Source organism: Pseudoalteromonas xiamenensis, assembly GCF_030994125.1.
Lineage (GTDB): Bacteria > Pseudomonadota > Gammaproteobacteria > Enterobacterales > Alteromonadaceae > Pseudoalteromonas > Pseudoalteromonas xiamenensis_B.
Map to the genome: position 1 here is coordinate 1,668,746 of NZ_CP099917.1, position 18,976 is coordinate 1,687,721.

Consider the following 18,976-nt stretch of genomic DNA (forward strand, 5'->3'; position numbering starts at 1 on the left):
GTCTAACGCCTATTGAAGCAAAAAGGAGACAGAAATTTTTGTGAATTTATTGTTACCAAACACCTTTGTTACAACGAAAACTCCAATCCCACCATGAAGCGCCGCCCAAACTCCTCAACTTTCATCAGGCTTGAAGTACGGTCGACAACGGCCAATCGGCGTAATACTTGATTCGTCGCATTAAACACATCAAATCGTACACTGAAACGTGGCGATAAATGCCACAGCAAGCCCAAATCTAAACTCGTGAATGCATCAACCCAAATATCCGCATTATTGCTTCTGTCTCGATGTTCAAGAAACGCACTGCGATAATTTAAATTGAATGCGAATTGCCAAACTTCATTGCCCGTTAGAAATCGCACATTTCCCATCCAATCGGAGACGCCCTCAAGATTGAACTTCTCGTTAAGTTCAGTGTAGACATCAGCTTCAACGAGTTGAGTAACGTTAGCTGACAATCGATTTTGCCGCAAAACCTTTGTCAGTGCAGGTAATTGCCACTCTATACTGCTCGTGAATCCAGTGATGTGACCCTGACCTGAATTGTTTTTTTGTAGTACGCTAAAGGATTGCCCTTGGTAGTCCAGTGTTGTAACGTCTTCGACGATGAAATCATCAATCTCATGTTGAAATGCTAACACCTGAATATCCGTTGTTTCAGCGCTACGCGTAAGAGATAACGTATAACTTTTTCCGAGCACTGGCTTTAAGGTTGGATTGCCTTGCTCTGCATAGGGGAGTCCACCTGAATTGACGTGCAACTTTGGGTTCATGTCAGAATAGTTGGGGCGATTCAAGGCCCAACTATAGGTGCTACGCCATTGCCAATGCGCCGATGCTTGCCATTTAATATTGACTGAGGGGAGCCACTTTACGTAATGCTGCTCCTGTTCGTCAGCGTGCACCCCCACCGTCGCCAAGACGAGTGCCCAATGCAGCACTGCGTGTGTCAGAATATCTGGCTCCAACTTGCCATTCGAACTCCGCGTAATGCCAGTTTGATTTAAAGTAACTTTCTATCGACTCAAACGATACCTCATAACTGTTGAGTAAATCACTTTCTGTTTTGTCGCTAAATGGAAGTGCGATATCAAACAACTGGAATAAGTCCCTTTTCGGAATTAGCCAATAAGGCGTATTACTTATAAACTTTGCCTCAAACGCCTCCGGCAGCGGCTCCAACCAACGACCATCAAGACTTGGTAATGCGCTTAGCGCCGAGGCACTTAGACTCACATCTTGACGTTGGTACTGGTGGCGCTGTTTAGAATGGAGAAATCCCAACTCCACCCACCATGTTTGATCTTGTTCAGTGGCTTGCCACCGCGAATCTATCCCCCATTCATCAACGCGATTTCGCACTTCGGTTAAACGTTTTCGCATCTGAGAAATCTGGCTATAGCTCTCCACAAGCCCTAGCGATTGTGAAAGTTGAAAACGATGGATTGCGTTGCCTTGAAACTCAACCAACGCATTTCCGGGCGCTAGTTTGACGTGTACACGCGAAATGGGCTTTTTAGTGATGCTCGTTGCAGCACTATGGCTAAAAAAGGGCGAAACCTGCCATGATTTCATATCGAGTGTCGCTGTTAGCTGCATCGTTTGATTGGTATAGTTCAGCTGCGACTCTTCACGAGAGGTTTTTGCATCGACATTCGACAAATAGAATTGGTTAATTTGGCCGCTTGATTCATCGACCGTTGCCTGTCCATATGCACTCAGTGGATTGATAGCAAGTCTATGTTCATCAAAGGCGAAGTCCGTATTTGAGTGAAACCACAACCCATTCAGTTGCACAGTGTCATTTAACTGCCAAGTCATTTCAGCCAATCCAGAGGTACGCGTTCTATCTTCGTTTTCAATGGTCAGTGCCAACCCGTCAGTAGGGACTAAGGTGCTATCAGGTAATGCAGGCCAGTGATAATCCGTTGCCGCACCTTGGTTTTCACCCCAATGCCAACTCTCGAATTGGTACTGACGCTGTAATCGGTTTTCATACGAGACTTTGAATACCCCAGCGATGGCCCTATCTGAACTCATGGTATTGGCTGACATTGAGATATTTGGCTGAACGTTGCGATCACCTTCCAATGCAGCTACATCTAAACCGATGTTCATTGCACTGTGTTCAAACTCTAGCGGACGAGCACTTCGTAAATCAATGTTTGCCCCAATTCCACCAAGCGGTAAACGCGCATCGGATGTTTTATATACCAACACATTTGAGAACAACCCTGAGCTCAACGTATCGAAACGAAATTGTTGCCCATACTGGTTCGAGTTGCGGACATTCTCCGTATTTGCCACCCTTAGCCCGTTCAGTAAAACCATTTGGTATTCTGCCCCCAGCCCCATGGCATTAACATTTAAAGCTTCGCCTCTATCTCGTGTGACGCTAACACCTGGTACAACTTGTAAAGCTTCCGCCAAGTTTTCGGCAGGAAGCTGAGTCAACATGGCGCCGACTAAAGACGCTTGTTCGCCGACGGCATTATGTTTGTTTTTTCTCGCGTATTCCGCAGCTTGTTGATAATTATGTTGAAAACGCTGAGTTGACGCGTTGCGGACGGGATCTGCAACCACCGTCACTTCCTCTATGGTCGCTTGCGTCGCCGGCGCGTTTTGCCTTTGAAGTGGCTCGACGGTATCGATCACAATGCCCACCTCCGATTGTCGCCAACGTAAACCAAGGGGTTCGAGCCAATGTGCAAGCGTATTTTCTATCGTATTATCAGTAGATAGTTCACAGTCTACGTACACATCGGCAAGCTTAGATTGGTCATACACTAACGGGAGATCGTAATGTTTGGCGAGATGATTTAAGCAAAAGCCTAAGCTTTCTTCCTTTGCAATGCAGGAAAAGGGCAAAACTATCGCGAAACACAGTAAATTTCGGCAAAACGGCGACATTTGCTCTTTGTTCCTTCCTGCTTTGAAAAAGACTAGTTTGACGAAAACAGATGAAGAAAATATGACTAATTATTGATATAAGAGCAACTAAATAGAAATCACATCATTCTATTTCAGTTGCCTTAACAACAAGTACTTATCTAGGTTCCAACGCGATAGAGTCGGGAAACTTTCGCACATTCAACTGGTGTAATTCTGCAATCAATTGAGTCGTACCTAGCACATCATTTGCCTTAAAACGACCACTAACACGAATACTTGGGTCCACCCTCGTCAATACAACAGGAATATCGCTGTAACGGTTTAGCTGAAATATCGCATCTTGAATACTCACATCGTCCAATTCGAGCCATCCCATTTGCCAATCTGGCTGTGACGCCGAGAAAGCAGTGACTTCGATGTCATTTAATGTTACGTATGCACGCATCCCCTTCGTTAATTCAACTCGTTTATTGCCTTGTTGAGTGCTTACAGACACTTTGCCATGGAATACATCAACTTGAGTTCCTACTAATGTTTTATCAATATTAAATGCTGTACCAAGCACTTGTACGGTCGCATTCCCCGTAAAGACGGTAAAAGGGCGGTTCTCATCGCGTTTTACCTCAAAATAAGCTTCACCTTCACTCAATGTGGCCATACGTTGTGCGCTGCTTTCTTTGAACTGCAATTTCGCGTGACGATTTAAGTTAACGAGTGTACCGTCTGAGAGGTTAACGTCTTTGGGATCTCTGGCGTCAAAATACTGAGCTGTTGATACAACCTCTTCATTCTTCGGTCTTTCCGCATTCAAAAACCACCAGCTTGAGAATGAGAGCAGTAGTGTTGCCGCGGCAACAGCAAACCATTTCCACTCAAATTGTGGAACTGAAGAACGACTATCCGTTGCCTCTGTGCAGGGGACCTTTGCTGCCTCTTTAGCTAGGGCTTCAAGCAATGCAGGATCATTCCAAATCGCGTGTTCTAGCGAATTTCGCTTTTGATCTTTATCGAATTCTGGTGAAGTCATTGGATCTATCTACCTAAAAAATCTTCCCACAAAGTGGAGGTTGCTTAATCAACGCGCTAAGTCACCCGCACACGTATCCAAAGAATCTTGCATAGCACGTTTAAACATGTCCATCGCTCTAGAAATATGCTTTTTCACTGCTTCATCCGTTAACGATAAACTTTGTGCAATCTGCACACGTGTTTCACCATGTAAACGACGACGAACGAATATTTCTCGCCTCAAAGGGGACATTTCGCTCAACACTCGCTGATAGAGTTGCACACGTTGTTCATGTTCCAGCATTGATTCCAACGATTGGGCATCGCACTCAGGTTCATGTTCAAGACTTTCTGGTGATTTATTTTGTTCGTTATGATGGTCAATGACCAAATGTCGCGCCATGCGATAACCATAAGCCAATGGATTTTCAATAGGCGAACTAGGCTCCGCTTTCAACGCTTTAAGTAACAACTTTTGGAACAAGTCCTCGGCGTCAGCCTGTTCACCCACCGCTCGACGAAAATACCCTTTCAACGCATCTTGATTAGTGATAAAGCACTGTACTAACGTTCGCGTCTGGTCCTTTTCCTCGCCGAACGATGAGGAAGAAAAATGAATTGAAGACATAAATGGGTTGTTCTTATACAACATCGCTTTTTTGATAAGACGGCAAACTTAACCCAGCGGGGACATTATTTTCATGAACATTTCATGACGGTTTTATGTCGCAACTGCCGTAAAAATGAAACAAAAACTTCATTAAAATCAAACGTCCCCTTCGGAATTTCTTATCTGTCTTTACTGGCGAATTTTAATAAAAGTCGCCATTCATGCTGACAGGAACAATTATGAATACTCACCGATTATTTGCACTTTCGCCTCTAGCGCTTGCTCTCGGCACTCTTTTATCAAGCACCAATGCGCTTGCTGATGACCAATCAACCCCATCCAATGACATCGAAGAAATTGTTGTCACTGGCAGTTATGTCAAAAGCTTAGAAAAGGCGATTGATTTAAAGCGCGTGAATATTGGCTTTTCGGATTCCATCGTTGCATCAGACATTGCCGATTTTCCTGAGCAAAATCTTGCAGAAGCACTGCAACGTATGCCGGGTGTGACGATTGAACGAAATAAAGGTCTAGGTCAGAAAGTTAATGTTCGCAGCCTACCGAGTGAATTTACCTTTGTGTCTATTAATAACTTGGCGACCGCATCAGGCAGCGGCGGACGCGATGTCGAATTTGATATGTTCGCATCAGAGATAATTCAAAGTGTTACGGTGAAAAAGTCTCCTACTGCGGCGGATGAAGAAGGTGGCATTGCGGGCTCAGTCACAATCACCACTGCTCGCCCATTTGACTACGATGGGCGCCAATTGGTTGTCTCTGCAGAAACTGCTTACAACGATATATCAGAAAAATCAGACCCAAAATTTGCTGTACTTGCCAGCGACACCTTTGGTGATTGGGGGGCGCTTGCGTCTTTTGCCTATTCAAAACGTAGCAACCGTACCGACAGTAATTCTGGGATTAACTTCCGCCCTCTTTCACGTTGGTTAGAAAAGACAGGCAAATCACAATGGCAAGCAGATCAAGCGGCCGATGTTTTGCTTCGCGACACGGGAATTTCCATCAATGACCGAAAAAACAAAGACGAAACTAGCCGCGTCGTATTCTTAGATAAAGTGGGCGATCGTGCCTATCTAACGGAACAAGATAAATGGGGGGCGACACTGTCGTTACAATACAAACCAAACAGTGAATTGAGTTTAACGTTTGATGGACTGCTAGGTAATTTCGACAACCATGAAGACGAGTACGATGCCGCAGCCTATACCGCATCCAGTATCAGTTCGCTTGAAAAAATCAATCAATACGATAGCACTACCCTTTCAGACTACGGTATCACGGTACTAACCGATGTAGACTATGCAGCAACACAGCACGAATTTCTAAGCAAAGAAAATAGCCAAGAAACTGATTATCAGCAATTTAGTTTAACGTTGGATTGGCAGCTAGAGGCATGGAAAATCTACGGTATTGTGGGCTACAGTGGAGCGGAAAAACAAGCAGAAACCACAAACCTTAAACATACCGCCTATCGCCCAACTCGCACTCGATACACCAGCACTGGTGGTGAAACTCTGCCAAGTAGCAACCCAAACACTTTTGATATGTACAACTCGCCAGATGCCTATCTGTTTGACTACTACGAAGTTAACCAAGAACATATCAACGACGACAAATACGCGGCACAACTCGATTTCAAACGCGACTTGCAGCTCGACTTTTTCCCAGCCTTGGCGCAAATACAATTGGGGGTGCGTGCCACTGACAAATCCAAAGAGCGAGACTACGGCACAAATCGCGTGAAAGGCCCATCGGAAGACGACAGTTCTTGGGTTGGTGTACGCACATTGGCAGACAGTCAATTGACCGACATTTCAACTCTTGTCTCTGGTGGAGAGTACCTCTCAGAAGTAGACAGCAAAGTAAACTGGATGCAAATTGCCAATAGTTATGCCCGTAACGAATTGCGTTACGCGGGCTTTAACGTCGCCTACGAGCCGGATCAATATTATAAAGTGAAGGAAAAAACACTCGCTTTATATGCAATGGTTGATTTTCACTTTGACATCGCAACCATGCCAGCGACGTTAAATGCGGGTGTCCGATACATTGACACGAAAGTGCACTCGTCTGGTTATCACCAAGTGCAAAATGAAGATGGCACAACGGGCTTTACCGCAAAACCGGTCTCTAAAGATGGCAATTACAAAGAAACGTTACCAAGCGTGAACTTCGCTTTGGAATTAACGGACGATTTGTTGCTTCGAGCAGCCGCTTCAAAAACCTTTATTCGCCCAGCGTTAACTGACATTGCTTATAAACGCAGCGTGAGCTTAAACGAATTTAAATATCGAGATGGTAACCCTGATCTGAAACCAACTTATGCTGATCAATGGGAATTTGGCCTTGAATGGTACTTGGACGAAGGAGCGTTGCTAGCCGTTTCTTATTTTGAGAAAGAAATAGAAGGTGTTGTGCGTGAATCACTTACGGGGGTGGTTAACAATGTGACGAAATACAATGACAATGGCAGCGTCGATGGCATTTATGATTTCGACATTTACCAAAAAGTAAATGCTGAAGGTTCGTACGATGTCAGTGGCATCGAATTGGTCGCTCAATTACCTTTGTCTTACTTTGATGAAATGCTCAGTGGCTTTGGCATCAATGCAAACTACACCGTACTCGACAACTCGTTAACGGGTGCATCTGACCTTGGTATCCCGACGCCACCAGAAGGGCTTGCAGAAGAAACTTATAACGTGACTGTCTATTACGAAAATCAACGCTTTGATGCGCGTATTTCTTACAACTACAAAGATAAATACGTCGAGCGAATTGAGCGCGATATGTACCCTGTATACCGCAATGCTTATGGACAAACGGATATTTCATTGGGCTACCGAGTGAATGACATGGTTAAGGTAACACTTGAAGGGATAAACATTCTCAATGAAGAGACCACGGGTTACACACTCAACCCTGTTTTCCCAACGATGTATGAGTTTTCGGGTCGTCGCATCTCCTTGGGTATCCGAGGTAATTTCTAAACCCTGTTGGCGCTTGACCTGCGTTTAAATCAACGTAGGTCGAGCGTCTTTTAACTTTACGTGATTTTAGAAAACTGAATATGAAAGCCTTCTTATCCGTTCTTCTGTGCCTTTTTTGCCAATCGCTGTCAGCTCGACATGCGCAAAATGTCGATGTCGCATTTCTACCTGATGTTCATTTACATGATATTTATGCCGATTTTAACTCTGCGGCATTTCAGGGTATTAGACTGTCCGGACTCAATAAGCCTGTCAGTATTCGCTCTATGGCAGCACAGCTTCATTCTACTCGCTTATTTAACGAGAATTACTTTGCTCTAATAAGTGCTCTAGATGATATAGCCTCCCGAGGAATAAAATTCGTCGCACTACCAGGAGACTTTACTGATGATGGGCAACCAGCCCACTTACAAGGCTTAAAAAACCTATTAAAAGAATACGAAAAAAAACATGGTATGCGATTTTTCGCCATTCCTGGAAATCACGACCCTGTCAGTCCATTTGGTAAAGCGGGCGGCAAGAGCGACTTTCTAACGGCTACAGGAACAGAAATCGGCATTTTCAGTCTTGATCACAAAAGTTGCCAGCCAACCAAGCGCCGAAACCCAACTCCAACTATTTGCAGTGATGCGATAAAACACGGTGGCTACGCTGATATAATGGCTCAACTGGCGCCATTTGGGTTAATGCCAGACCCACGCGATGTCCTTTGGGAAACGCCCTTTTCCAAAGACCGAAGCAAGTCTTCGTTAACCTTTCGCCATTACAAACAATGTTCAAGTGATAAAAAAACCTGTGTCTCGATGCCTGATACCAGCTATCTCGTTGAACCCACTCCAGGCTTGTGGCTTTTAGCGATTGACGCGAACGTTTATATGCCATCCTTGGTATCCAGTGAAGTCCATTTTCAGGGATCCGGCAATGCTGGCTACAATAAGATACTGACGGAAAAGCCTTTTTTACTTACTTGGATAAAGGAGATTGTGGCTAGGGCAAAATCAGAAAATAAGACCTTAATTGCATTTAGCCATTTTCCGATGGCAGAATTCTACGACCAACAATCACCTGTTATGCGTGATGTGTTTGGTCATGAGGCTTTTCAACTTGCGCGAGAGCCACGCTCGAGCACCAGTGACGTACTTGCGAAAACAGGTCTGCGCTTACACATCGCGGGCCACATGCACATGAACGACACCAGTATCACACGTACACAAGAAAATGTACTGGTAAACGTACAAGCTCCGTCCATTGCGGCGTATAGACCTGCATACAAACACATTTCAGTGCACAATGAAGTGGCGCAGATTAACACGATTAAATTGGATGAAGTCAGTCATTTCAACGCGCTGTTTCCAGCCTATCTTGCTGAACACCAATACCTAACAGCGACTCAATCTAAGGCTATTTGGGATGACAATATCTTGCATGCAAGGAATTATCATGAATTTGCCAAAGCTCATTTGTTGGCGCTTGCCAGAATGAGATTTTTCCCCGCCGAATGGTCAAAAGTATTCAAATCAGAACTATTGGATACCTCACTATTCAATTTACTTCAAAAGCTGCCCACCCATACTAATGCATTACTAAGTAAAGACTTACAGCCGCTAGAAAGCACGACGTTAATGGATTTTGTTGGTGACTTTTACATGTTGCGTAACGCTGGCTCACTGGCGCTTGAGGATATACCTCAATCGCATCAACTCGCTTATTTTGAGATGGCAAAACAACTACGCAATCGAAACAGTGTAACCAACCAAGAGATGGACCCGTCCTGTTTAAATTTAAATAAAAAAGACACAACTTGGTGTTTAGTTGGAAAGGCGTTGGCGCAAACCCTCTCAATATTCCAGCAATTAAATCAGGACAAATACGATGAATGTGTAGTCGTTAAACTTGACGCACGAAATGCAACAAACGCAGTCGAGCAGTGTGATATCGCAAGTGCACGAAACCACTAATGCGCCATACATTTGTAACGTTAGAGCAGGGCAAATCAACATTTTGCCCTGCCCGTAACGATTAAGGCTCCGCTAATTGTCGTTGCTCTTGATCAGTGTAAACACGTTGATAGTTCGCGAAACTGAGTCCAAGCCATTGAGGTAAAGTGGCACTCACAAAAATAGATGACCACGTGCCAACCGCAATCCCAACAAAGAGCGCACAAGCAAAACCTTGTAGGCTCGCGCCACCGAGCCACCAAATCGCCGCGACAGTCGTCAACGTTGTTGACGACGTTATCGTTGTTCTACCAAGCGTAGTACCCAGCGCTTCATTAATAGTATCACTCACCAGAGCATCAGGGCGCACACGTACCAGCTCTCGCACTTTATCGCCAATGATAATGGAGTCATTCAGCGAGTAACCGACTATCGCTAAAAGTGCAGCAAGGACGGTTAAATCGAACTCCATTCCCGTTAGCGAAAAGCACGCGACCGTAATTACAATATCGTGCAACAACGCCAAGCTCGCGGAAACGGCCAATCGCCACTCAAACCGAACAATAAGATATAGCCCAACCGCAAGCAGGCTAACAAGCAACGCTAATCCGCCTTGCTCAACTAATTCAGATCCTACCTGTGAACCGACAAAGCGACTGTCTAAAATTTTTATCCCCATTGAATCAGGGAGTTTAGTTTGCCAACTCAACGGCTCTTCAACCTCATTTTGAGGTGGTTGAAACAGTTGCCATTGCAGCACACCATTGCTTGATAAACGAAAATTGCCCGGTACAACCACATTCAACTCATGCTCCAATTCGCTTGCCGTAAGGTCTTTTACGATTTGAAACTCAGTAACGTAGCCACCCGTAAAATCTTGCCCAAGTAAAACTCCTCGCTGTGTAATCAAAATACAGCTCAGCACAACGGCAAGGATGCTCAGCCACAAACCTGATGTCCGAATTTTTTGCCATACATTAACCATGTTGCCCCCCTTTCACGCCGCTACTTTTGATCGTTTTATTTGCCAGTTCTGGCGCTCGATAAAACCAATGCGATAATTGAGCGGAAACCACCACCCCACAAAACATACTGGTTATGATCCCAAGCGCTAACGTAATGGCAAATCCTTTGATTGGGCCATAACCAATCGCCATGAGCACTATGGCAGTGATCATCGTGGTTAAGTTCGCATCAACAATGCTGCTTTGAGCTTGTTGATAGCCTCGCTGCAACGCCGTGATCATACGGCTACCTTGTTTGCGCTCCTCTTTGATCCGCTCAAAAATTATCACATTTGTATCAACGGCCATACCAATAGTAAGTACTAACCCAGCGATACCGGGCAAGGTCAGCACGACATTTGGCAATAACGACATTAGACCAATTAAACACACTAAGTTAGCAACGAGTGCAATGCAGGCAATCACCCCAAGTTTACGATACCACAACAACATAAACCCCAGTGTTAACGACAAGCCAAGTGCAAGAGCTTTAAATCCGCTATTGATGTTTTGTGCCCCCAAACTTGGACCGATTGTCCGCTCAGTCACGATGGTCAAAGGTGCATCCAAGGAGCCTGCACGCAACAAAAGCGCTAAGTCTTCCGCTTTTTGCCACGACCCCATGTTCGTGATGCTAAAGCGTTGACCAAGTACTTGCTGAATAGTAGCAACTGAAATTACGGTGCTATTTTCATGAATTTCACCCTGACTGTCTGCCACATATTCGCTGTACAACGTCGCCATCGGCTGGCCAACATTGTTCCTAGAAAAGCGAAGCATCTTTGCTCCACCTTGCGAAGTTAAGTGAAGTTGAACTAACGGCTTGCCATAGTCATCTCGTCCCGCTTGCGCCGTATCAATGTCTGCGCCACTAAAAATGGCGAGCGGATTTAGGTTCACAATACCATGTTCTGCTTTGACCGCTTTGCCACCAACATCCTGTAGCGCGTGGAATGAGAGTTGTGCTGTTGCACCGATAATGCGTTTCGCCGCTGCTGGATCCTGTACTCCAGGTAATTCAATACGAATGTAATTTGTCCCTTGACGCTGTGTGACGGCTTCAGTAATCCCTAACTCTTCAATTCTAGAACGTAATGTAGTCAGGGCTTGTACCATGGTTTGCTTTTCAAAGGTGACTTTGCCCTCTTCGTTGTAACTCAGTGTTGAACGTTGCAAATTCCCTTGTTGATAAGTAACAGCCGTTAATTGTGGGAATTGCTTTACGAGCGCGTTTTGCAGATGTCGCAAGGCATCTTGACCTTTTGGTAACGCAATTAGCTCCACTTCTGTGGCTGAACTGCGCTCAATGCGCACACCGTGCAATTTCTCCTTAACTCTGAATGCTTGTGCTTCCAATGCAATATTTTCCATACGCTTTTCAAGCGCTTTGTCCGTATCAACCTTAAGTACAAAAAGCACTCCTCCGTTGAGGTCCAAACCCAGTTTAATTGGCGACAGCCCGAGCTTTTGTAACCAGATTGGCGCGGTAGATTGCTCCATGACTTTCACTGTTGCATGGGCTTGCAAGCTCTCGGAAAGTATTTCTTGTGCTGCAGCGGACGCGGTTTGGGGTATTAACATCACCTCGGTGCTTGCCGATTCTGTGTTTGAGCGGATGGTCGCGACGTTGAAGTGATGTTGCTGTAGTACTTGTTGAATCAGATCTGGGCTAGGAATTGCGTCCCCTGACTTCGATGGACTAATACGCAACACGGTATTATTTTGATAAAAATTAGGTAAGGCACACAGCCCAAGCGCAATAATGACAAGCAGGATGGCCATGCGTTTTAATTGCGCTTGCCACGGCGTGCGCAATACTTTGTTTGATTTAAACATACTAAACTCTCTTAGCTGCTGTGCAAATGCAAAAGGCTAAACACGACAGCTTGTTACCTGATAAGAATCCGAAGCGCCTAGAGCAGCTTTCGGCTACGATGAGAAACGATCAGGCGTTTTGTTGGTATGTTAGTCGAGCGCGATACGTGAGGTTTGCGAGTTGGCAGTTATCAATTGCACCAGTACGTGGTCTGGTGGCGCATTGATACCATGGTTGAATTTCAGGTTTATCAGGACGATATTGAACATCACGACAGATTTCAGTATCAGCCAAAGTGTAAACGAGCAAATAATTAGGTTGCTGATCTGGATGTAGAAAATAGCTTGGGTGAGTCACCCGGCTGCGTTCAGGAAGCTCCACTGGATGTGGTGCTGGCAACTGGTGCTGTATTCCTGATTTAGGCATCGTCGGATGGAAAAGCTTAACACCTCGCCCAAATGCGTTGGTCTCGTCTACCGATAGCAATTCATTCGCAGCGTCTTGATCGCTTTCGAATGTATGCAATGAGTTTACTGACGTTGCTTGCCAAGTTGTTGCCATAGCATCACGACTACCAAGACCCAGTAGCGTACAAAACAATAAAATGGCTAAAACAACGCGCGACATAGTGACAACGACTCCCTTAATCTTGCTCGAAGATAAGGGCTTGGCAACCTTTTTTCAAGTCTAAGTTCGATTTGTGAATAAAAAAGCCCCGCAAAATGCGAGGCTTTTTTATAATTTGTTGAGTCAGCCGGTAAGCCACTGATTTGATGTTTGTGGAGTGGATAATTTCACACAATAAAAAGCCCAGGCTTAATGCCTGGGCTTTTTATCAAAGTTTGTTGAGTCAGCCGGTAAGCCGGGTTCTGTCGTGGATAATCATTCGTCTAGGCCTAAGATCACTCTTAGGCTCAAGCAACCTACCCGGTTCCGATGTGGGCCACACCTTAAGGAACCCTATTTGGTCTTGCTCCGGGTGGAGTTTACCGTGCCACGAACTGTTACCAGCCGCGCGGTGCGCTCTTACCGCACCCTTTCACCCTTACCTGTGCCCGAAGGCCATCGGCGGTTTGCTCTCTGTTGCACTGGTCGTAGGCTCGCGCCCCCCAGCCGTTAGCTGGCACCCTGCCCTGTGGAGCCCGGACTTTCCTCCCCCTGATCATTTTCGTCACAGGCAGCGATTATCTAGCCGACTCAGCGCGCATTATACCGAAACTATTGGCTTTGCCCAGTGAATTATCCTTCGCGCGAATCAATAACTGATTTGTAAAGGGCATTTTTTTCAATCCAAAGTAATCGGCCACAATACCACAGGCTTTTTTCAGCGGCATTTCAGGTTCAAGCAGAGTTAACATACGCTTTGCTTCATCAGGAATTTCATCCTGTTGAGCGGGTTTTCCAGGTAACATCAACACCAACTCGCCACGCTGACGTTCTGGCTCGTTGGTTAAAAATGCAATTAGTTCGGTTACCGTACCACTGAAAAACGTCTCATACGTCTTGGTGAGCTCCTTGGCAAACACGACGTGTTGTTCAGCGCCAAGCGCCGCACTCAAATCTTCTAAACTTGCCATAATGCGATGCGTGCTTTCATACATAATGCTCGTAATACCACTGTCGTATGCGTCGATAAAGAACTGCTGACGTGCCTGACTTTTTGCAGGGGTAAAGCCGATAAACTGGAATCGATCTGTTGGCAAGCCTGAACAACACAGCGCTGAGATTGCCGCACATGCCCCAGGCACTGGTGTCACTGTTGCGCCTTCGTGTCGACATAAGTTGACGACTGCGTAGCCAGGGTCGCTGATTAACGGTGTGCCCGCATCAGACACAAGCGCTATATCTTTACCTTCATTGAGCCAATCTAGTAGTTGCTGCGCTTTTTGCTTTTCATTGTGATCGTGAAGCGCAAATGTGCGTGTTTTAATCCCAAAATGACTAAGTAACTTACCGGTATGACGCGTGTCTTCAGCCGCGATTAAGTCAACATTCGCTAGGGTTTGTAAAGCGCGTTCGCTAATATCAGCGAGGTTGCCAATAGGCGTTGCAACGATGAAAAGAGTGCCAATTTTGTTGCCATTCTCCGCATTTGTCATTGTGGTCTCCTGCGACTGTCAGTAAGATAAGCCATTCAATTGAATAACCTAAAGGTGTTGTGTGCGACTGAAACATGTGAGTCTGTTAATAGTGGTATTGTCGGGGTTATCAGCGTGTAGTACAACTGAAAATACGCCTAGAAAGTCACAACCGATAGAAAATACGGCAAAACCAACAACAGATAGCAGTGCACAATCCCTTTTTGACCGAGCACAAACCGCCAATCCTGCGGCCCAATTTCAATTGCTTTACATGGCACGAGATGCCGCCTTACAAAGCCAAAATTGGGCATTACTCGAAAAAATAGCGGAAATGCTCAGTCAAAAAGCAAGTGTTGACCACGTGCAAAATGCGCTTTATCTCGCGCTTGCTCGTCAGCATCTCCAGCAATATGAAAGTGCATTATCCATTCTTCGAGTCGTAGAAGATGCGTTGCAATCGCCTGCGCATCGGGCGTGGCATCAATACTTGATGGGCAGCATTTACGCTTCTCAGAATTTACCTAAGCAGGCACTTCCCCACTTCTTTAATGCCGCTGACATTGTCGATGATGAAAAACTCGCTTTAATCGGTCTCGATGAAGAGATTTGGCAAGCTCTGCAGGAACTCTCTATTTATGCCCTAGACCGTTTCGATAGGGGTTCGGTACTCCAGCAAGGCTGGGTTAAATTGGCCAAATACCAACAAATTTACGTCGGGAAAGGGCCGCTTTTTGAAGAAGCCCTAAATAATTGGCAAAAGCGATATGTGAATCACCCAGCAACAGCCATAATACCCAAAGCGCTTCGCAGCAAACTGAATTTAGCGCCTTATCAAATAAACCGACTCGCCGTTTTGTTGCCACAATCAGGACCCAGTGAACGACTTGGTTCAGCCTTGAAAAATGGTATTTTAGCTGCACTTGATGAAAACCCTATCGAACGCGTGTATTTTATTGATGAAATGGCAAGTACGGACGAAATTGAGTCGCAACTCAATCTGCTAAATATTGATTTTGTGATTGGTCCGCTGTTAAAAAATAACGTGACAAAAATCCAACAAGCGAACTTATTGCAAACCCGACCAACGTTATTTTTGAATGTAGATGACATAACAAACACGAATCCTGACCACTATTACTTTGCCTTAAATCCTGAGCATGAAGTTGACCAAGCCATGCTTCATTTTCTTTCGAAGGGCTACCAAAAACCCATGCTTCTCGCACCACAAACAGCTAATGGCCAACGCTTGGTTGAACGATTCAAAAATCATTGGAAAATATACAGCGAAAATGAGCCTGAAGTCGGCTTTTACACTGACAGTAAAAACATGGCAGATGTCGTTGCTGCGATACTTGAAGTGGATGCGTCTAAAAACCGCATAAAGACGATTAAGTCATTGTTTAAACAAGAGATAGAAAGCGAAACACGTTCGAGAGCAGATTTGGATGCGGTGTATATTTTAGGTGACTCAACTGAAACTCGTCTGTTAAAACCTTATTTAGACGTCAATGTCAGTACATTTGCACAGCGTATACCTCTGTTTGCGACATCTCGTAGTTACAGTAAAAGCATCGACAGCACAGACAAAAGTGATTTAGAAGGTCTGTATTTTACGGAACAACCTTGGATGCTTCCTGGCCTTGAACAACGTCAACTGCGCGAAGCGTATGATCAACTTTGGCCTGAACAAGCGGACATAGAACAGCGCTTGTTCGCAATGGCCTATGATGCCGTCAATGTCATCCCCGATCTCAAACAGCTGTCCTCAATTCCTGGTCGAGAATTTGTGGGATTAACAGGCAAACTGAAAGTCACTCAACACAATCAGTTTTCTCGCGCATTGAGTTGGGCGCAGTATCGTAATAAAACGATTAACCGCATTGAATTTAATGAAAAACCACCTAAACCTTTATTTATGCAGGAAATCGCTGGTTCAACAGTGTCGCTTCTTAAATAAGGTTTAAATGAAAAAATGGTTAGGGTGGTTTGCTAATTCAACGGAAAAAGGTTGCTACTACGAGTTACAAGCTGAACAATTTCTAATTCGACAGGGTCTAACACCTGTCACCCGAAACTTTCGATGTCGTTTCGGAGAGATTGATTTGATTATGAAACTTGGCGAGACAATCGTTTTTGTTGAGGTAAAATACCGGGCGGAAAAACACTTTGGTGGCGCAATACACAGCTTAACGCCTCAAAAAATGCAACGTATACGTAGGACAATAGCGTTTTATTGTCAAAGTAATCACTTATCGCAACGAGCATTACGAATAGATTTCGTAGCCATCGATGGCGAACAAGAATTTCACTGGATCAAAAATATTTACTAGCTATGCAAGAATTAATCAAAACAATTTTTACAGAGAGTATTCAGGCTCAGATAGCCGCAGGGGAAGTTCTTCAAGACGCCCTAGAATCGGGCGCCCTATCGATTGCACAAACCCTGCTTAATGGAAATAAGCTATTGAGCTGCGGAAGTGCGAGCTGCGATATGCTGGCAAAACATTTTGCAGGCCTTTTAGTGAATTTTTTTGAAACTGAAAGACCTTGTCTTCCTGCAATTCCGTTAACTGCAGAACACCGCCAACTAAGCTATTCGGCATCCACTGAAGACCATGACCTATTCGCTCGCCAAGTTAGAGCATTTGGTCAATCGGGTGACATTCTGCTGGTTGTATCTGTCGATGGGTCAGAAAAAACCGTGATTTCGGCTGTCGAAGCGGCGCTAACGAAAGATATGAAGATCATTGCGCTCGTAGGTGATGATGGTGGAGAACTCACTGGTTTACTTGGCCCAAATGATGTTGAAATTAAAGTACCAAGCAAGCGTCCTGCTCGTATTGTTGAGTCTCATTTATTTAATTTACATTGCCTCAGCCAGTTAATTGACAATACGCTCTTCCCACAGGAGGACATGTGAATACAAGAGTTAAACTAACTACAGTGCTGTGCACTGTCGTACTTTTGCAAGGCTGTGCAGCCGCCGTTGTTGCGGGGACTGCTGGTGCAGTTACTGCAGCGACAGATAGACGTACAATTGGCGCACAAATTGACGATAACAACATCGAGATAAAAGCGACTTTTGCTATCAAATCCATCAACGATACGGCAAAAGATGCGAATATTTCAGTTGTAAGCGTTAATGGTGTTGTCTTGCTCGTCGGTCAGGTACCTGATGAAGGGCTACGAAGCCAAGTAGAAGCGTCACTTAAAGAAGTGGACGGTATTCGTCAAATACACAATCAAATTCGCATCGGCAGTAATGTTGGGATCACCACTAAAACGCATGACGTTTGGCTCACCTCCAAGGTTAAATCGCGCCTGTTGACGACTGAAAACGTGAGTTTCAACAACATTAAAGTTGTAACTGAAAATGGCGAAGTATTCTTGCTCGGCCTTGTAAGTCGAAATGAAGCGGGGCTCGCGGTAGACCTTGCGCGTAATATCAATGGAGTAGAACGGGTAGTCAAGGTATTTGAATACCTCTAGCCAGCATGTAAATAAAAGCAATGTAGATACAAAAAAGCCCCTAAATTAGGGGCTTTTTTCGATGTGCGTTACTTACTTAATTATCCGCAGGTGTGAGCCTTTTTTCTTTTCAGGCTGACTCTCTGAAACACTTGGCTGTTGTGTCTCTTCAGGAATTGTCTCTTCAAACATTTCCTCGTCAAACGATTCAGCCGAAAATACAGTACCCTCTCCATTTTCTCGAGCATATATGGCAAGTACTGCACCCATTGGCACATAAACTTGCATAGGCTGCCCTGAGAAACGCGCATTAAAACTTAATGCTTGATTATCTAAGCTAAACTGCGTCACCGCAGATGGACTGATATTCAGTACGATTTGCCCATCTTGAACAAATTGAACCGGCACTTGCACGCTCTTGTAGTTTGCATTAACAACAATGTGCGGAGTGCACTGGTTATCGATAATCCAATCAAAAAAAGCTCGTAGCAAGTAAGGACGATTCGGGGTCATGTTCATTACGCACGGATCTCACGTTCTGCATCAGTTAGAGATGCTTTGAAAGATTCACGTTCGAACAAACGAACCATATATTCTTTAAGCTCTTTACTACCAGCACCTGTTAACGAAATACCGAGTTCTGGTAAACGCCATAATAATGGAGCTAGGAAACAATCAACTAAGCTGAACTCTTCACTCATAAAGTAAGGTGCTTCGTTGAAAATAGGAGCAATAGCAAGCAATGCTTCAGTTAACTCTCTACGAGCTTGTTCTGCATCGCTACCACCTGCAATTACCTTCTCTGCAAGGCTGTACCAATCATTTTCGATGCGATACATCATTAAGCGGCTACGGCCACGCATCACAGGATATACAGGCATCAATGGAGGATGAGGGAAACGCTCGTCTAGGTATTCGTTGATGATACTTGCTTGGTATAAACCCAATTCACGATCGATCAGTGTTGGAACTGTGCCGTAAGGGTTAATCTCATGCAACGCTTCTGGCAGATTGTCCTTTTCAGCCAGATGAATATCAACACTTACTCCTTTTTCCGCAAGTACGATACGTACTTGGTGACTGTACATACAGTTTGCACCAGAAAACAGAGTCATTACAGGGCGCTTATTGGCAGCAATAGCCATG

General features: G+C 44.9%; 15 protein-coding genes, 1 other RNA gene and 1 pseudogene. 6 read left to right on the forward strand and 11 right to left on the reverse strand.

What is annotated here, in order from left to right; all coding sequences use genetic code 11:
- Positions 1 to 68: 68 nt before the first annotated feature.
- From NI389_RS07685 to NI389_RS07700, 4 genes are all read right to left on the reverse strand, one after another.
- Complete coding sequence (locus tag NI389_RS07685) at positions 69 to 971, reverse strand: TonB-dependent receptor domain-containing protein (RefSeq protein WP_308362292.1); 903 nt, start codon at positions 969 to 971, stop codon at positions 69 to 71.
- On the reverse strand, positions 898 to 2,913 hold the full coding sequence (locus tag NI389_RS07690; RefSeq protein WP_308362293.1) for a TonB-dependent receptor plug domain-containing protein: 2,016 nt from the start codon (positions 2,911 to 2,913) through the stop codon (positions 898 to 900). Before NI389_RS07690 ends, NI389_RS07685 begins: the two co-directional genes overlap by 74 nt.
- Positions 2,914 to 3,049: 136 nt before the next feature.
- A complete protein-coding gene (locus NI389_RS07695; protein ID WP_308362294.1) occupies positions 3,050 to 3,922 on the reverse strand; it encodes a FecR family protein in 873 nt (290 codons plus the stop codon).
- Positions 3,923 to 3,970: 48 nt separating this feature from the next.
- Positions 3,971 to 4,531: an RNA polymerase sigma factor gene (locus NI389_RS07700; protein WP_308362295.1), complete on the reverse strand. Its 561-nt coding sequence runs from the start codon at positions 4,529 to 4,531 to the stop codon at positions 3,971 to 3,973.
- A gap of 221 nt (positions 4,532 to 4,752) precedes the next feature.
- On the opposite strand from NI389_RS07700, the gene NI389_RS07705 reads away from it, so the two are divergent.
- The gene (locus NI389_RS07705) at positions 4,753 to 7,524 is read left to right on the forward strand and encodes a TonB-dependent receptor (protein WP_308362296.1); all 2,772 of its coding nucleotides are present in this window, start codon (positions 4,753 to 4,755) and stop codon (positions 7,522 to 7,524) included.
- 80 nt (positions 7,525 to 7,604) lie between these two features.
- Entirely contained in the window at positions 7,605 to 9,482 is a 1,878-nt protein-coding gene (locus tag NI389_RS07710; protein WP_308362297.1) for a metallophosphoesterase family protein, read from the forward strand.
- 61 nt (positions 9,483 to 9,543) lie between these two features.
- Here the strand turns inward: NI389_RS07710 and secF are convergent, their stop codons facing one another.
- From secF to rsmI, 5 genes and pseudogenes are all read right to left on the reverse strand, one after another.
- Positions 9,544 to 10,446, reverse strand: coding sequence for a protein translocase subunit SecF (secF, locus tag NI389_RS07715; protein WP_308362298.1), 903 nt, complete (start codon positions 10,444 to 10,446; stop codon positions 9,544 to 9,546).
- Positions 10,439 to 12,301: a protein translocase subunit SecD gene (gene secD, locus NI389_RS07720; RefSeq protein WP_308362299.1), complete on the reverse strand. Its 1,863-nt coding sequence runs from the start codon at positions 12,299 to 12,301 to the stop codon at positions 10,439 to 10,441. The genes secF and secD overlap by 8 nt, the downstream gene beginning before the upstream one ends.
- Before the next feature lie 109 nt (positions 12,302 to 12,410).
- A complete protein-coding gene (locus tag NI389_RS07725) occupies positions 12,411 to 12,908 on the reverse strand; it encodes a hypothetical protein (protein WP_308362300.1) in 498 nt (165 codons plus the stop codon).
- A gap of 215 nt (positions 12,909 to 13,123) precedes the next feature.
- Positions 13,124 to 13,481: RNase P RNA component class A (gene rnpB, locus NI389_RS07730), an RNA gene on the reverse strand.
- Positions 13,482 to 13,520: 39 nt separating this feature from the next.
- Positions 13,521 to 14,380 (reverse strand): annotated as a pseudogene (rsmI, locus tag NI389_RS07735) (16S rRNA (cytidine(1402)-2'-O)-methyltransferase).
- Positions 14,381 to 14,441: 61 nt separating this feature from the next.
- Between rsmI and NI389_RS07740 the strand changes: the two are divergent.
- From NI389_RS07740 to dolP, 4 genes are read left to right on the forward strand one after another with little or no spacing between them, the layout of a single operon-like run.
- Positions 14,442 to 16,319 (forward strand): penicillin-binding protein activator, encoded by a 1,878-nt coding sequence (locus NI389_RS07740; RefSeq protein ID WP_308362302.1) that lies wholly within the window; start codon positions 14,442 to 14,444, stop codon positions 16,317 to 16,319.
- A 7-nt stretch (positions 16,320 to 16,326) separates the two neighbouring features.
- The gene (locus NI389_RS07745; protein WP_308362303.1) at positions 16,327 to 16,692 is read left to right on the forward strand and encodes a YraN family protein; all 366 of its coding nucleotides are present in this window, start codon (positions 16,327 to 16,329) and stop codon (positions 16,690 to 16,692) included.
- A 2-nt stretch (positions 16,693 to 16,694) separates the two neighbouring features.
- Positions 16,695 to 17,282: an SIS domain-containing protein gene (locus NI389_RS07750; RefSeq protein ID WP_308362305.1), complete on the forward strand. Its 588-nt coding sequence runs from the start codon at positions 16,695 to 16,697 to the stop codon at positions 17,280 to 17,282.
- Positions 17,279 to 17,851: a division/outer membrane stress-associated lipid-binding lipoprotein gene (gene dolP / locus NI389_RS07755; RefSeq protein WP_308362306.1), complete on the forward strand. Its 573-nt coding sequence runs from the start codon at positions 17,279 to 17,281 to the stop codon at positions 17,849 to 17,851. Before NI389_RS07750 ends, dolP begins: the two co-directional genes overlap by 4 nt.
- Positions 17,852 to 17,923: 72 nt before the next feature.
- On the opposite strand, the gene NI389_RS07760 is transcribed toward dolP, so the two are convergent.
- Both NI389_RS07760 and sspA read right to left on the reverse strand, forming a co-directional pair.
- Positions 17,924 to 18,343 carry a ClpXP protease specificity-enhancing factor gene (locus tag NI389_RS07760; RefSeq protein ID WP_308362307.1) on the reverse strand — a complete coding sequence of 140 codons (420 nt, stop codon included), beginning with the start codon at positions 18,341 to 18,343 and terminating at the stop codon, positions 17,924 to 17,926.
- Positions 18,344 to 18,348: 5 nt separating this feature from the next.
- On the reverse strand, positions 18,349 to 18,975 hold the full coding sequence (sspA, locus tag NI389_RS07765; RefSeq protein WP_208844258.1) for a stringent starvation protein SspA: 627 nt from the start codon (positions 18,973 to 18,975) through the stop codon (positions 18,349 to 18,351).
- Position 18,976: the final 1 nt, after the last annotated feature.

Excerpts from the sequence above, each read along its gene's own strand:
- NI389_RS07690 (WP_308362293.1), bottom strand. The coding sequence starts at position 2,913 with ATGTCGCCGTTTTGCCGAAATTTACTGTGTTTCGCGATAGTTTTGCCC.
- NI389_RS07695 (WP_308362294.1), bottom strand. The coding sequence starts at position 3,922 with ATGACTTCACCAGAATTCGATAAAGATCAAAAGCGAAATTCGCTAGAA.
- NI389_RS07700 (WP_308362295.1), bottom strand. The coding sequence starts at position 4,531 with ATGTCTTCAATTCATTTTTCTTCCTCATCGTTCGGCGAGGAAAAGGAC.
- NI389_RS07705 (WP_308362296.1), top strand. The coding sequence starts at position 4,753 with ATGAATACTCACCGATTATTTGCACTTTCGCCTCTAGCGCTTGCTCTC.
- NI389_RS07710 (WP_308362297.1), top strand. The coding sequence starts at position 7,605 with ATGAAAGCCTTCTTATCCGTTCTTCTGTGCCTTTTTTGCCAATCGCTG.
- secF (WP_308362298.1), bottom strand. The coding sequence starts at position 10,446 with ATGGTTAATGTATGGCAAAAAATTCGGACATCAGGTTTGTGGCTGAGC.
- secD (WP_308362299.1), bottom strand. The coding sequence starts at position 12,301 with ATGTTTAAATCAAACAAAGTATTGCGCACGCCGTGGCAAGCGCAATTA.
- NI389_RS07725 (WP_308362300.1), bottom strand. The coding sequence starts at position 12,908 with ATGTCGCGCGTTGTTTTAGCCATTTTATTGTTTTGTACGCTACTGGGT.
- NI389_RS07745 (WP_308362303.1), top strand. The coding sequence starts at position 16,327 with ATGAAAAAATGGTTAGGGTGGTTTGCTAATTCAACGGAAAAAGGTTGC.
- NI389_RS07750 (WP_308362305.1), top strand. The coding sequence starts at position 16,695 with ATGCAAGAATTAATCAAAACAATTTTTACAGAGAGTATTCAGGCTCAG.
- NI389_RS07760 (WP_308362307.1), bottom strand. The coding sequence starts at position 18,343 with ATGACCCCGAATCGTCCTTACTTGCTACGAGCTTTTTTTGATTGGATT.
- sspA (WP_208844258.1), bottom strand. The coding sequence starts at position 18,975 with ATGGCTATTGCTGCCAATAAGCGCCCTGTAATGACTCTGTTTTCTGGT.